The organism is Methanosarcina acetivorans C2A (genome assembly GCF_000007345.1).
Taxonomy (GTDB): domain Archaea; phylum Halobacteriota; class Methanosarcinia; order Methanosarcinales; family Methanosarcinaceae; genus Methanosarcina; species Methanosarcina acetivorans.
This window is the reverse complement of record NC_003552.1, coordinates 520,279-533,269: the sequence shown is the minus strand read 5'-3', so window position 1 is coordinate 533,269 and position 12,991 is coordinate 520,279. Positions and strand designations below refer to the sequence as shown.

Genomic DNA, 12,991 nt, shown 5'->3' with positions numbered 1-12,991 from the left:
TCTATTAACTAGTAGCGTGGGATCAAAACAACCGGAATATACGAACAGATCAAAAAGCATACGAACAGACCAAAAAGCATGCTATCAGTCAGGAACCTACCAAAAATCTCCTTCCCATGTTACTTCCTTCTAAAAGGATTTTACCTCAAATCTCTTCTTTTTAATTTTTTAGTCATGCAGACCTTTTTTGAGGCTATTATTTTTGAAGTTATTACAACTCTACAACTCTGCAGGCAAAGGTTTAACCTTAGGAAAATATTTGGTATTACAGCTTACGGCAGGGAAGGATGACAGGAATATGAAAATCTTGCTGTTCATATGCGGAGAAGGGCTCGGGCATACAAGCCGATGCCTTGCGCTGGGGAAAGAGTTTCTGGCTGCAGGGCATGAGGTGAGCTTTGGAGCTTATGGATACTCAAGGGAGCTGGTGAGAAAAACAGGCTATTCGGCATGGGAGATCCAGCCGGAAATAAGGCTGATAGGAGAGACCGGGATCTTTGACATCGGAAAATCCATCAAAGAAACCCTGAGAAATCTTTCCCCTGTCGGGTTCAGGAAACTCCTTAAGCTGATCGAAGTCCTGGAGCCTGATGTGGTCCTTTCTGACGGGTACTACTCAGGTATCCTTGCGGCACGTTCAAGGAAAGTTCCTGTTTACTTCATAGGGCATCAGTTCAATATGGAAGAATTTTTTCAGAAAAAGGGACCTCTTTTAGCTGTGGCAGGAAAGCTTGTCCGAAGGTTTTACAACTACATCTTTAGCAGCGTTGACGGGATAATGGTTCCTGATTACCCGCTCCCTTACTCCGTAAATCGAAGAAATTTCACCATCCCAAGAGCGCTAAATCCCAATATCTTTTTCAGCGGTCCCCTCATCCGGAGCAGGTACAGGGAAGTTGAAGCAAAAGCCTTCCGACATCCGAATGTCCTTTCAACAATCGGAGCCTTCGGGTACAGGGCAGCTATCTTCCGGAAGGTTCTTGAGGCTGCAAAACTCGACCCGGACATCCACTATACTTTTATTGCAGGTCCCGGGATAGTCCCCGAACAGTTTCCTGAAATCCCTGAAAACGTTGAATTTACGGGATTTACGGATAATCCCTTTCCTTACTACAGGGGCTCGGACCTGGTAATTACTGCCGGAGGGCACGGTACCATTATGGAGAGCCTCGCCTTCGGACTTCCCGTGCTTTCCTTTCCGGATGAAAAACATACGGAGCAGGAAAATAATGCCACCGTGCTCGAAGATGCAGGATACGGAAAGCGGATGAGTTACCTGACGCGCCCGGAGGTTATCCTTGCCTGTATCCGGGAAGTCCTGGAAGATGAGAATTACAGGAGAAAAACCCGACGGCTGATGGAACTTGCCGAAGTGCTGGACGGACCTGCGGCTGTCAGGAAACTTCTTGAAGAGAAGTTTGGAGAAAGGTCCGCGGGAAAAGAAAACTCAAAGGAAGAAACCTGAAGTCCGGGAGAAAAAGCAAATAGAAATAAACACATCCTGAAAAACGAGGAAAAAAGGATGAAAATAATGATTTTTATATGCGGAGAGGGGCTTGGTCATACTAGCCGCTGCCTTGCGCTGGGAAAAGAACTTCTAAATGCAGGGCATGAGATCAAATTCGGAGCTTACGGCTATTCAAAGGAACTGGTGGAAAAAACAGGGTATACGGCTCAGGAAATCCCTTCGGAAATAAAACTGGTAGGGAAGGCAGGGAGCCTTGATTTGACAGGATCGATCGAAGCAACCCTCAAAAGTGCCCAGCTCCTCGGAGGCCCGAAGCTTCTCAAGCTGCTCAGAGAATTCAAACCCGATGTGGTGGTTTCGGACAGCTACTACCTGGGGACTCTTGCAGCAATGGTCCTTAAGCTTCCCGTATATCTGATCATCAACCAGTCGAATATGGAAGAGTTTTTCAAGAACAGGGGAGTTCCGGTTCGGATTATTGGGAAGCTGACAAAGAAGTTCTACAAAGAAGTCTTTGAAAAAACCGATAAAATAATTATTCCTGACTACCCCCTGCCCTACACCGTCTGCAGAAAAAATCTGAATTTTGCCCCCAAACTCCGGGGAAAACTGTTCTACAGCGGCCCTCTTGTGAGGGAGAAATATGAAGATATAGACAGCATCCCTCTGGAAAAACCGCATGTCGTTTCCCTGATAGGAGGCTTCGGGTACAGGGAACCGATTTTCAGGAAAGTACTAACAACTGCCATGCTTGACCCGGGAATTAACTATACGCTTATTTCAGGCCCTTCCCTTGACCCTTCAAAGCTCGGGGGAGTCCCGAAAAACGTTCGGATTCTCAACTTTGTTGAAGATACCTATCCTTATATCAAGAGTTCGGATGCCGTAATAGCTCCAGGCGGGCACAGCACAATCATGGAAGCTTTAAGCTTCGGGGTTCCCATCCTCTCTTTCCCGGACGAGGGGCACAGCGAACAGGAGAGTAATGCTGCAGTGGTGGAGGAAGAAGGCTATGGAAGAATGCTCAGTTACTCCACCCCTCCCGAGGTCATTCTTGAATGTATAAGGGAAGTCATTGAAGATGAGGCATACAGAAACAAAGTCGAGAGATTGCAGCGCCTTTCCGGGGAGCTTGACGGGCCAAAAACGATAAGAAAACTGCTGGAAAAAGAAATAGGGAAAAAAGCCTCCTGAAAACTTTCCTGAAAAAGATGATTCCCGGTAAATAAAGATCGGATTCTCAGAAAAGAAGAGCCCCATTCGGGACGAGACTCATCAAGTGTGAGACTCCCCGGGTATGAGGCTTTTCAGGTAATCAAGCAGTGCAGCATGGTTTTCGAACACAAGGTCAGCATGCTTCACCTTTTCAGGGGCAAGCATACTTGCAACCGCAACACAGTAAAGTCCGGCTCTTTTGGCGGCAGTAATTCCAAGAGGGGCATTTTCAACTACAATGCACTCATTCGTTGCCAGATCGAGTTTTTCAAGCGCCTTAAGGTACGGGTCAGGACAGGGTTTTCCACGCGCAAGGTCGCCGCCGGTAATAATGACCTCGAAGCAGTCTGGAAAAAAGGAATTTGCAAATGTACTGACGACATCAAAGTTCGACCCCGAAACCATTGCAAGCCTGAAATGTTTTTTCAGTTGATTAAGACAGGAAGGCATGCCTTCAAAGGGTTTTATGCGGTCAAACTCAAGAACTTCTCGTTTTTTTACAGGCAACTGCTCATAATGCCAGGGTTCAGGCTCTTTTCCTGCCTTCTCAAAGACCAATTTGATCAGCCCTAAATTATTTGAACCCTCAAGCTCGTAAATGTCTTCCCTGCTGACGGTGACACCCACTTCCTTGAGAGTCTTAACCCAGGCCTCAGCCTGAAAACGCATGGAGTCAACAAGAACCCCATCCACATCAAAAATGATTGCTTTTAACATCTGTGCAGGAGATTGTTATGCTTCTTAATAAATATTGTGAGAAATCCGAACTTATCAAATTTTCTATATAGACAACCAAGATAAACATATTAAGATAAACGTGTCCAGATTGAAACATTGAGATGACGTATGAGATAGGCACATTCGGATCTTGAAGAAAATTTAACAAATTCTTGAATTTGATTCTCTGTTTGCTTCCAGGGTATTTCCTGTTTGTTTCCAGGGTATTTCCTGTTTGTTTCCAGGGTATTTCCTGTTTGCTTACAGGGCATTTCTTGTTTGCTCACAAGGCGTTTCTTGCTTCTTTTTTCATCCGGGTTTTCGTCCCAGATATTTATCGTAAAGATAGCCACCCAGCCAGTACCCGAGGAAAGCAAAGATAAGAGTTCCCGGGGCGTAAATAGGGTAACCAGGGCCTTTAAAGTGGAATACCAGGTTGAAAAAAACAAGGTAAAAGAACAGAAAAACTAAAAACCCACCAACTTCGGCTTGCCTTTTCGTCAGGTTCAAACTTACCATGACCTCCTTTAGCCGGATCTAAAGCTGACTTGAAATTCCAGTTTCCTGTGTATACTTTCCGGATTTTACTCAATTTTTTCTTTTTTCTCTTACCGTCCCAATTACTTCTTTTCTTACTATTTCTCTTAATGTCTCTACTGCTTCTCTTAATTTCCGACTTCGTCTATTGCTTTATCTATTGTTCTCTTACTCTCAATTCTTCCGATCTCGCCTATTACTCTTATTATTTCTCTTCCCTTTCTGCTTCTTCTTCTTTCTCGAAACCGAGAGAAACGGAATTGATGCAGTAACGTTTCCCTGTTGGGACAGGTCCGTCTTCAAAAACATGTCCTAGGTGGCTTCCGCATCGGGAGCAGACCACTTCGATCCTGTGCATGAAATAACTGTTATCTTCCTTGAGCCTGACTTTGTCACTGGAAATCGCATCATAGAAACTTGGCCAGCCGGTTCCGGATTCAAATTTGGTATCGGACGAAAAAAGTTCCTGCCCGCAGGCAGCACAGGTATAGACCCCTTTTTCTTTGTTATAGTACAGATTGCCGGAAAAGGGCTTTTCCGTGCCTTTCTGCCTCAAAACGTGATATTGCTCAGGAGTAAGAATCTTTTTCCACTCCTCTTCGGACTTTTCGATTTTGTTCTGTGCCAGTTGCAGACCCCCTTTATGCACATAACTCAATTATGCCGGAAAAGACTATCGTCCTTTGGTTCAGGAAAAAGCCTGAATTCTCCTGACGGAGGGACATTGTGTACTATTAGAGATTATTAGATTATTATATGCCGAAGAAGTATAAAGATTAGTATATAACTATTCAACCTAACTGCATTGAATGAATAAAACTCGTGAGTCGGGGGGCCATGGAGGAAAACCAGGGGAAGAGAAAAAACCACAGCATAATAGTAGCTGCCCTTGTATTTCTCATTCTTACGGTTGTGTTTGTCCTGGTAGTTACCAGGAAGATCTACCTGGGAAAGTTTACTCTCCCGTTTTATCTCGTTGTCTCAGGAATGTATCTCTTTGCTACCTCCCTGGAAGCCGAGGGAGGTATTGGAGAGTGGATTGCTTCTTTCAGCTGGACTCTTAACATGTTTGGCCTGATCCTCTTCTACCAATACGGGACAGGAGACACGGAAAGCTGGGCTTACGCCTGGCCTCTTATATTCCCTACAGGACCCGGCCTGGGGCAGCTAAGCTATGGAGCAGTGAAAGCCAGAAGCGATCCTTTTGAACGGGGGAAAGTCCTTATCCAGATAGGGCTTGGGCTTTTTGTTCTGTCCCTGATAGTTTTCAAGCTCTTTGTTCAATAACTTGAGATTAGTTCCGGGAATTATAAGTTCAGAAAATCATAAGTTCAGAAAATCATAAGTTCAGGGAATCTTATTCGTATCTGAGCGAGTCTACAGGCTTCATTTTAGCAGCTTTTCTTGCGGGATAGACGCCGGAAACAAAACCAACTGCAACAGCAACTATAAAACCTGCAAAGATCAGGCTTAAAGGAAAGACCACAGGCAGGTTGAGGAGGCTTTCTACGCTGTACGCACCTGCAATTCCGACAGCCCCTCCGAGAATTCCCCCGAAGACTCCGAGCAGGATTGACTCGACCATGAAAAGAAAAAGGATGTCAAAACCTGTGAAGCCGAGAGATTTGAGTACTCCTATCTCCCTTGTCCTTTCGGTAACGCTTACCAGCATGATGTTCATGATCCCGATTGACCCTACCAGGAGGGAAATCAGGGCAACTGCAGTCAGGAAAGAACTGAGGGCTGCTGCCATCATGTCAGTCTGCTCCAAAATCTCAGCCTGGTTAACGAGCATGTAAGGCCGGGAATCTTTGTCGTCAAGCTCCCTCTCGGAAATCCCGAAGCTCCGGGCAAGCCGTCGGTCCACCTCATCCGAGGTCTCCTGAATAGCCGCAGGGTCTTCAGCCATTGCAAAAACCCCTCCATAGTCCTTTTCGCCAAGAATCTCGTTCATGACATCAATGGGGATCAGGATAGCTTCGTTATCGTTGTACGCCTGGACCATGGTGTTTTCCGGGTTCTGGATAATTCCCTTAACCTTGAAGGTTTTTGTGATTTTCTCGTCTTCCCCTACCCTGAATGTCATATCTATGGAATTCCGGACCGAAAGGTTCCTGCCGAACTTCTCGTTTGCAATATCGTACCCGACAATTGCAACATACCTATCATTGTCATTGATAAAAGTGCCTTTCCCGATCTGGGTATTTGCAACCTCGTCATAAGCTTCCCCTACTCCGCTTACCATGATACTTTTGGTCTCGGACATGTACGTGACTTCGGCAGCCTGGGACTTCAAAGGCGAAACCCCGGAAATTCCCGGCGTATTTTCAACAATCTTCAGCTGGTTATCATAGAAGAGCTTGGGTTGCATTCCCTGAATGTAAATGAAATTTGAACCGAGGTTCGAAACCTCATTCGTAAAATGCTGGTTGAAGCTTGCCCCGAGGGACACATTGGCAATTACAGCCGCAACTCCGATAACAATTCCAAGCACGGTAAGGGTTGAACGCATCTTTGCACTTTTAATGCTCCCAAGAGCTATTTTTCCTGCATTTAAAAGAGGGATCATGAGTGAAGACTCCGTTTTATATCATTTTTTGGGGGAAGGATAAAATTGAGATTGAGGGTCAAACTGAGATCCTTAAACTTTATTTAAATGAATATATCAAACATATAAATCCTGCTAATTAAGAGGACAGGTCCGGAATGAAAAAAGACCGGGGAGGAAAAAAGAGACTATTTTCACTTACCCCGGTAGCAGTCCTGCCTGAGTTCCAGAAACAGGGTATTGGAGGCGAGTTCGTAAAAGAAGGGCTGAAGGCTGCCCGAGGCCCGAATACGATTCTGTCATAGTCCTCGGGCATCCCGAGTATTACCCGAAGTTCGGGTTTGAGCCGATGGGAAAATGGGGAATAAAAGAGCTCTTCGGGGCGCCGGCTGAAGTGTTCGTGGCGCTAGAGTTAAGGACAGGAGCTCTCGAAGGTGCAGGTGGGGTTGTGGAATATCCTGAAGAGTTCAATAACATGTGAAGAATAACGTGTGAAGAATAACGTGTGAAGAATAACGTGTGAAGAAAAAAATCAAAAAAACTGGAAATGGGAAATAGAACTCCCACAGAGAAAAAGTCCGGTAAAGAATGATTTAACTGATTTATCGGTTTTTACTTTTTTAAAGGCTCTTTCCGATTTCTTTTGCTTTTTCAAGGATATCCGGCTGTTGAAGAATATCTTCAGGGGCGTGGGTGCCGGCTGCGACTATACTGCCCTGGACATCGAGGTGGATGAAAGAGAAGAGCCCTTCCATATAATCGAAGTACTGTTTGAAGGTATTCGGATCGGGGTTGCCCTGAGTATAGGCGAGGACGAGTTTCTTGGACCCCTTAAGCCGGGTGGAAAAATCAGGATTAATGAAGGCGATCAGACGGTCTATAAAGAGTTTTGTCTGGGCAGTGACTTCCCACATATAAAGAGGAGAGCCGAGCACAATAGCGTCAGTTTCCTGGATTTCATCATAAAGCTGTTGCATATCGTCATCGATCACGCATTTGCCATTGATCTTGCAGGTCATGCAGCCCTTGCAAGGGTTGAGATCCATTCTGGAAAGATTATAGGCCTTTGTTTCAGCGCCATTTTCTGCAGCTCCTTCAAGAATTGCATTTACAAGCTTTGTGGTGTTTCCGTCTACTCTGGGGCTTCCGATTAATCCTAAAACTCTCATCAAAAATCTTCCTCCGAAAAAGAAAATGAAAAGTAATAAAATAGATTGGCTAACCGAGGTATAAAATATTCCCTCAAAAAATTTGAGGTTAACCAGTCTTTACTGAAAAAAAGATAAAGAAATTTATAGTGAAGGAGTCCGGCTTAATTCGATCGTGCTATACTCCAGACCTGGAAGGTTCGAAACCGAGATTAATCTCCCGAGATCCTTTGCATTCTCCAGCAACTTGGGCCTGAATGCAACTTCAAGTTTATCCGTGCCTGCTGCAATGATTGTATCAAGAACATCAAAGCCCAGATAATAGAGAAGACCTGCTGTATATTCGAAATACGGTTTAAAGGCATCCCTGTCCTGAATTCCCTGAGAGAAGACAAGGATTAGTTTTTTATGTTCAAGCCTGCTCGAAAAATTTGGCCTTAAGAAAGCTGTCATGCGGTCGATAAGGAGTTTTGTCTGGGCTGTCACCTGCCACATATACACAGGAGAACCGAGTACAATAACATCGGCTGCCTGAATTTCACGGTAAAGTTCCTGCATATCATCATTTATAACGCAGCAGCCTTGTTCCTGGCACCTGCCGCAGGCATCACAGCCTTTGATGTCAAGAGAAGCTATGTTATAAACTACAGTTTCTGCCCCCTTTTCCGCAGCCCCCTCGAGAACTGCATTCACAAGTCTTGAGGTATTACCATCGATCTTAGGACTACCCACCAATCCGAGAACTTTAATGTTAGAACCCCCATCAAATTTTAAATAAGTTGCTGAACGTTTTTGAGCAAAAGTATAAACGACGGATCAGGATAAAAAAGTTTCTCTTGTGTAAAAAAATACATAAGTTTGTATAGAACGCTCCAAATAAAAAAATAAAAAAGAGAAAAAGAGAATTCCGCATATTTTAACCAGTTATCCAGATTACTTTTTAATTACATAGAACGCTCCAAGAAGTGCTGTAATAAAAAGCAACCCTGTAAAGAATGTTGAATAGCCTGATTCTTCGGTACTTTCGGTTTCCCCCTCATCTGCTTGAGAAACAGGATCGGACATACCAACAGAACTTTCAGTTACTCCTTCTGCAGAACTGGTTTTCTGGGAGTCTCCTTCTTCTGTGGAACTCTCTTCTGCGGAATCATCTTCTGCGGAATCACCAGAGTCAGAATCTTTTGTCACAATTTTAACTTCCCCTACCGAATCGCCGCTGCCACTCGAACTCGTACTGCTCGAACTCGTATCATTGTCCGCAGAGGAAGCTGAAACTTCAAGATCAATTTCAGAGATCGACCCGGCAGTTTTGTTTACAGCTTCAATTTCAGAGACAGGGATCTTAAAACTGGAATTATTTTCATAGATATAGAGTTCCACATCCCCGAGATTAGTGTAATTTTCGGGAGTGAGATTCAGGTTCAGGCTGTATTTGCCCTCTTCTCCGACAGTACTTTTTGCAATTAGCTCTCCGTCATAATATGCCAGAATCTCAGAGCCCTCCGAGACAGGGTTTCCATCTACATTTAGCCCGCCACGCAGGATAAGCGGCAGGGCAGGCACATCTTCAATCGAATCATTTTCTTCGGATAAGGCAGTCCCACATAACACTGCAAACACGGATAAAATCATCAGGCTTAAAGTAAGCACTCCGAATTTTCGGTACTTAATCAAACTACTTCCCCCAACTCCATTTTAGTTGATGTAAAGCTCAAACCACTATCCGGACTTTCCCCCTGCTTCATACAGACTCTGGCTGCATGATTTGCAGGTTCTTTGTCAGAAAGGGTTTTTGTTCAGGTTTTTTATCCCCTCTTGTTCAGGCAGGATTTACCCCCGACAAAACTCCCAGATATACGGCTTGAAAATATTTCCTGCCCAGAAATGCAATAGGGCAAAAGTTATTGAAATATAATATTATTAGATATTATAAATAGCAGTATATTGAAAAATAATAATTAATTGATAATAATAACATGCTCAGCCTTCATGCCCCTATCAACCTAAATCGAATCCGGATATTTGGAACACTGTTCAGCACTCTGCACACAGGTTCAAGCTGTAGAACGACGAAGCAATGAAACTCCACGCAATGCAAATGAAAGAAATGAGGGCAATGAGAGAAAAGAAATAAATGAAATAAAAGGCAGAAACAGGACAAAAATAAATAGAAAGAAAGGAAGGAGAAGAGGAAAAACAGATAAAAAAAGAAGAAAGGGGAAAAACAGATAAAACACACATGATATTCTTCGAATAAAAGGCAAAAATAAATGAAAGTGATTGAAAATACTTTCATGCCAAAGGAAAAAGAGGAAAAAAATGGAAAAAAGGAAGAAGAGGAAAAAAATGGAAAAAAGGAAGAAGAGGAAAAATAGATAAAAAAGGAAAAAATTCCCTTCACTCTTTTCTCACTACTTTATTCTCTTTTTGCCTTAATCTTAATCAATCTTTTATTTTCCTGATTTTGCTCAATTTTTCCTCGCTTTAAGGAGAGCAAACGCTCCAAGCCCTGAAAGCAAAACAGAAAGCGTTTCAAATCCAGGCAGTGGCGATTTTTCTTCTTCGGGTTCGGCTTTCACAGGCAGGGCTTTATAGGTATCATAGTTAGAAATTGAAACTCCCATAAAAGCCGAATCATTGGCATAGTATTCCGCAAGGGTGGCAAAGAGGTTCTGTATCGAATACTTGTCCTCAAAGCCCTCATCTACGGAAATTTCAATTATTCCTTTTGAGTTCACACCTCTGATTTCTCCCATCTCAAGTGCAATAGCATCAACAATATCGGATTCGGAGGTGAGGTTTTTCTTCTCACGGTCATAAGCCCTGACAACGAAGAAATCTACCAGAGGAGCGATTTCTTCAACGTTTGACGTATCATAACCGGGAGGAAGACTTGCTGAAATGGACACTTTGTCTCCGGCTTTCTTTTCTGCAGCCTCAAGAAGGGTTACATAGTCCATACAGCCCTCTTCAGAATCATTGGACGATTTCATGTAGATGTTGATCCCATCAAAAGGTGCAAGCGACTTTTCGTTATAGTCAAGGATGGCATCCAGGGAAGCCAGGGAGCTGTTCGTGGCTCTTTCTTCCGTGCAGTCAAGTTCTTCAAAAAGCACTGCATGCACGGTCGTTCCTTCCTCGTGAGCCATCTTTACAAAGCGCTCGTACTGCCAGACATCTTCCCCGCTCATGTTCAGGAAGATTGTATCGATTCGGGATGAGTCAAAATCTTTTGAAAGTGCAGGGAAATCGAACCTGTATGGGGAAGAAAGTTTAATGCCCGAAACACTGACACTGTATCTGGGGAACAGAGGTTCGGGGGCATTAGTTGCGTTTGCACTCTGGTTTTCCTCCATCTGTGCCGGGATTTCAGAGGATTCTTCAGAAACCGAAACCTCAGAAACAGGAGTCTCGTTCTCGGTAGAAGTTTCAGAGTCCGAAATAGTTTCGTTCTCGGCGGAAGTTTCAGAGCCCGAAATAGTTTCTTCCGGGGTTTTGTCTTCGATCTGGGCCGAAGCAAATGTGACAGTTGGTTCGGGGTTCACGAATTTACGGACAAAAACATAGTCTACAGCCATATAGCCGGTGTTCTTCGAAGCATCGGAGTAAGAAGCTGCATAAAGATAAATATGCATCGGGATGTTCGTAACATACTCACTTGAAGTATAGTCCATCTTTGTATCCCGAACCCCGTCCTTAAACCAGGCAATGCTGCGATTATCGTTTTCTTCGTACCAAGCAATTCCCGAGGTGTACCATTCCCCTTCAGGCACGCGGACATTGGTAAGATCAAAAGAGTTGTACCTTTCCTTTCTGTTAGAAGTTTCCCAACTCACACGGGTTTCATTGGCAAGCTCGGTTTCGTGCTGGATTTCGTTTTTCTTACTGCTAATCTGATCTATGAAACCCTGCCTTAGCAGAGGGCCTCTCTCATCCTTTCCTGTGGTAACCTTCATTCTTTTGACCACGAACATGGAATTTATGTCAAAGCTGGCTTTGCTGTAGATCATGGAGGAATCATAAGCATGTACCTTGGGAGCTGAAACTTTACATATGCCATCTTCAACTTCAACAAGACCTCCCCCGGCACTTTCGGATCTCCATAAAAGGCTCTGGAGTTTATCGTCCTCAAAGCCATCGAAAAAATCAAAGGTTTCTTCTCCGCTGCTAACTGCCGTGACCTCCGAATCTCCGCACTTCATAAGCAGCGTAATGTTGCTGTTCGCAAGCAGGAAGGGAATCCTGACCCAGATAAGAGCCTTTTCGGCCTCCGGATCCCAGGTTTCAATCCAGTAATTAAGACTTCGACCTCCGGAAGAAAAACGAAGGTCAGAACCATCTTCATTTGCCTGCGAGAAATTAAAGTTAGAAGAGTCCAAATAAATGGGAACCTGATAGCCTGTTAGATTTTCTCCGGAGTTTTCAGTAATTGTGATCTCCTGGGAACAGGCATCTGTAGTTGAAGCCAGAGCAAAGCCTGTGATCAAAACCAGGAAAAAAGTAGAAACAATCCCATACGTGAGCAGTCTCTTTTTCATTTTTAGCAGCCTCTTATTAAGCCCTTATATCAAACACGATAAAGAATACTATCCAGATATATCAAGAGATTATCAAGACGTCGTCAAGACCATATAACAGATACTATATTTTACCTACTAATTTAACTACTAATTAACCCAAAAACAATAAACCTTTTCATAAATACTTGTACAGAATAATAGTTAAAATAATAATAATAGTCAATATAAAAATAAGTGAGAGAGAAGAGGAAGTCCGAAATGATAATAAAGAATCTTTACAATTACAGTTTCCAATGACTCTCCTATCCAGCAATGAACTGAGAAAACTTATACAGGCAACTCCTCATTTGCTTGAAAATGCAGTTGATATCGAAACCCAGATCCAGCCAAACGGGCTTGAACTTACCCTGAAAGAGATTAAGACAATAGAGGGTGTCGGAGCTGTCGACTTTGACAACTCTGAAAGAAAGGTTCCCGACGCAAAACCTCTTGAGTTTGAGGACGACGACTGGATCCATCTACCCAAAGGGATTTATAAAGTAATATTTAATGAAATCGTAAATATTCCCATGAACCTGGCTGCAATTGCAAAACCCAGGTCAAGCCTCATTCGCTGCGGGGCAACCCTTGAAACCGCGGTATGGGATGCCGGGTACAGGGGGCGAAGCGAATCCATGCTTGTAGTTTACAACTCCGCAGGCTTCAGGCTGAAGAAAAACGCCAGGATCATGCAGCTCCTTTTCTATACTCTTAACAGCGAAGTAGAAGAAGGTTATTCCGGAGTATACCAGAACGAAAATACAAAATGATTTTCGGGATTGACCTCCGGGAAAGAGGA

Annotated in this window: 15 protein-coding genes; 7 read left to right on the top strand and 8 right to left on the bottom strand. The window is 43.8% G+C overall.

Annotated features, from left to right (window positions below):
- Positions 1-298: 298 nt before the first annotated feature.
- Both MA_RS02370 and MA_RS02365 read left to right on the top strand, forming a co-directional pair.
- Positions 299-1,465, top strand: coding sequence for a UDP-N-acetylglucosamine--N-acetylmuramyl-(pentapeptide) pyrophosphoryl-undecaprenol N-acetylglucosamine transferase (locus tag MA_RS02370; RefSeq protein WP_048066094.1), 1,167 nt, complete (start codon positions 299-301; stop codon positions 1,463-1,465).
- Positions 1,466-1,522: 57 nt separating this feature from the next.
- Entirely contained in the window at positions 1,523-2,662 is a 1,140-nt protein-coding gene (locus MA_RS02365) for a UDP-N-acetylglucosamine--N-acetylmuramyl-(pentapeptide) pyrophosphoryl-undecaprenol N-acetylglucosamine transferase (RefSeq protein WP_011020503.1), read from the top strand.
- Positions 2,663-2,743: 81 nt separating this feature from the next.
- On the opposite strand, the gene MA_RS02360 is transcribed toward MA_RS02365, so the two are convergent.
- The 3 genes from MA_RS02360 to msrB all read right to left on the bottom strand — a co-directional run bounded on the left by MA_RS02360 (position 2,744) and on the right by msrB (position 4,565).
- Positions 2,744-3,400, bottom strand: a complete 657-nt coding sequence (locus MA_RS02360) for an HAD family hydrolase (RefSeq protein WP_011020502.1) — start codon at positions 3,398-3,400, stop codon at positions 2,744-2,746.
- A gap of 309 nt (positions 3,401-3,709) precedes the next feature.
- The gene (locus MA_RS24980; protein ID WP_011020501.1) at positions 3,710-3,919 is read right to left on the bottom strand and encodes a hypothetical protein; all 210 of its coding nucleotides are present in this window, start codon (positions 3,917-3,919) and stop codon (positions 3,710-3,712) included.
- 223 nt (positions 3,920-4,142) lie between these two features.
- Positions 4,143-4,565 (bottom strand): peptide-methionine (R)-S-oxide reductase MsrB, encoded by a 423-nt coding sequence (msrB, locus tag MA_RS02350; RefSeq protein ID WP_048066093.1) that lies wholly within the window; start codon positions 4,563-4,565, stop codon positions 4,143-4,145.
- Between the two features lie 209 nt (positions 4,566-4,774).
- On the opposite strand from msrB, the gene MA_RS02345 reads away from it, so the two are divergent.
- Positions 4,775-5,224: a hypothetical protein gene (locus tag MA_RS02345; protein ID WP_048064885.1), complete on the top strand. Its 450-nt coding sequence runs from the start codon at positions 4,775-4,777 to the stop codon at positions 5,222-5,224.
- 70 nt (positions 5,225-5,294) lie between these two features.
- Here the strand turns inward: MA_RS02345 and MA_RS02340 are convergent, their stop codons facing one another.
- Entirely contained in the window at positions 5,295-6,506 is a 1,212-nt protein-coding gene (locus MA_RS02340) for an ABC transporter permease (RefSeq protein WP_011020498.1), read from the bottom strand.
- 137 nt (positions 6,507-6,643) lie between these two features.
- Here MA_RS02340 and MA_RS26430 point away from each other — a divergent pair, with 137 nt between their 5' ends.
- Entirely contained in the window at positions 6,644-6,790 is a 147-nt protein-coding gene (locus MA_RS26430) for a hypothetical protein (RefSeq protein WP_157860081.1), read from the top strand.
- Between the two features lie 44 nt (positions 6,791-6,834).
- Positions 6,835-6,966, top strand: a complete 132-nt coding sequence (locus tag MA_RS24975) for an N-acetyltransferase (RefSeq protein ID WP_157860080.1) — start codon at positions 6,835-6,837, stop codon at positions 6,964-6,966.
- A gap of 139 nt (positions 6,967-7,105) precedes the next feature.
- Here MA_RS24975 and MA_RS02330 read toward each other — a convergent pair whose 3' ends face one another.
- The 3 genes from MA_RS02330 to MA_RS02320 all read right to left on the bottom strand — a co-directional run bounded on the left by MA_RS02330 (position 7,106) and on the right by MA_RS02320 (position 9,307).
- Positions 7,106-7,654, bottom strand: a complete 549-nt coding sequence (locus MA_RS02330) for a flavodoxin family protein (RefSeq protein ID WP_011020496.1) — start codon at positions 7,652-7,654, stop codon at positions 7,106-7,108.
- A gap of 123 nt (positions 7,655-7,777) precedes the next feature.
- A complete protein-coding gene (locus tag MA_RS02325) occupies positions 7,778-8,383 on the bottom strand; it encodes a flavodoxin family protein (protein WP_011020495.1) in 606 nt (201 codons plus the stop codon).
- A 183-nt stretch (positions 8,384-8,566) separates the two neighbouring features.
- Positions 8,567-9,307: a hypothetical protein gene (locus MA_RS02320; RefSeq protein WP_011020494.1), complete on the bottom strand. Its 741-nt coding sequence runs from the start codon at positions 9,305-9,307 to the stop codon at positions 8,567-8,569.
- A 348-nt stretch (positions 9,308-9,655) separates the two neighbouring features.
- Between MA_RS02320 and MA_RS02315 the strand changes: the two genes are divergently transcribed.
- Entirely contained in the window at positions 9,656-9,865 is a 210-nt protein-coding gene (locus MA_RS02315) for a hypothetical protein (protein ID WP_048064884.1), read from the top strand.
- Between the two features lie 236 nt (positions 9,866-10,101).
- On the opposite strand, the gene MA_RS02310 is transcribed toward MA_RS02315, so the two are convergent.
- Complete coding sequence (locus MA_RS02310) at positions 10,102-12,171, bottom strand: DUF2341 domain-containing protein (protein WP_048064883.1); 2,070 nt, start codon at positions 12,169-12,171, stop codon at positions 10,102-10,104.
- Between the two features lie 275 nt (positions 12,172-12,446).
- On the opposite strand from MA_RS02310, the gene MA_RS02305 reads away from it, so the two are divergent.
- Positions 12,447-12,962 carry a deoxyuridine 5'-triphosphate nucleotidohydrolase gene (locus MA_RS02305; protein WP_011020492.1) on the top strand — a complete coding sequence of 172 codons (516 nt, stop codon included), beginning with the start codon at positions 12,447-12,449 and terminating at the stop codon, positions 12,960-12,962.
- Positions 12,963-12,991 lie beyond the last annotated feature (29 nt).

What these genes read in the sequence shown, in the direction of transcription:
- MA_RS24980 (WP_011020501.1), bottom strand. Translation starts at nt 3,919, where the DNA reads ATGGTAAGTTTGAACCTGACGAAAAGGCAAGCCGAAGTTGGTGGGTTT.
- MA_RS02305 (WP_011020492.1), top strand. Translation starts at nt 12,447, where the DNA reads ATGACTCTCCTATCCAGCAATGAACTGAGAAAACTTATACAGGCAACT.
- MA_RS02365 (WP_011020503.1), top strand. Translation starts at nt 1,523, where the DNA reads ATGAAAATAATGATTTTTATATGCGGAGAGGGGCTTGGTCATACTAGC.
- MA_RS02345 (WP_048064885.1), top strand. Translation starts at nt 4,775, where the DNA reads ATGGAGGAAAACCAGGGGAAGAGAAAAAACCACAGCATAATAGTAGCT.
- MA_RS02360 (WP_011020502.1), bottom strand. Translation starts at nt 3,400, where the DNA reads ATGTTAAAAGCAATCATTTTTGATGTGGATGGGGTTCTTGTTGACTCC.
- MA_RS24975 (WP_157860080.1), top strand. Translation starts at nt 6,835, where the DNA reads ATGGGAAAATGGGGAATAAAAGAGCTCTTCGGGGCGCCGGCTGAAGTG.
- MA_RS26430 (WP_157860081.1), top strand. Translation starts at nt 6,644, where the DNA reads ATGAAAAAAGACCGGGGAGGAAAAAAGAGACTATTTTCACTTACCCCG.
- MA_RS02340 (WP_011020498.1), bottom strand. Translation starts at nt 6,506, where the DNA reads ATGATCCCTCTTTTAAATGCAGGAAAAATAGCTCTTGGGAGCATTAAA.
- MA_RS02310 (WP_048064883.1), bottom strand. Translation starts at nt 12,171, where the DNA reads ATGAAAAAGAGACTGCTCACGTATGGGATTGTTTCTACTTTTTTCCTG.
- MA_RS02330 (WP_011020496.1), bottom strand. Translation starts at nt 7,654, where the DNA reads ATGAGAGTTTTAGGATTAATCGGAAGCCCCAGAGTAGACGGAAACACC.
- MA_RS02370 (WP_048066094.1), top strand. Translation starts at nt 299, where the DNA reads ATGAAAATCTTGCTGTTCATATGCGGAGAAGGGCTCGGGCATACAAGC.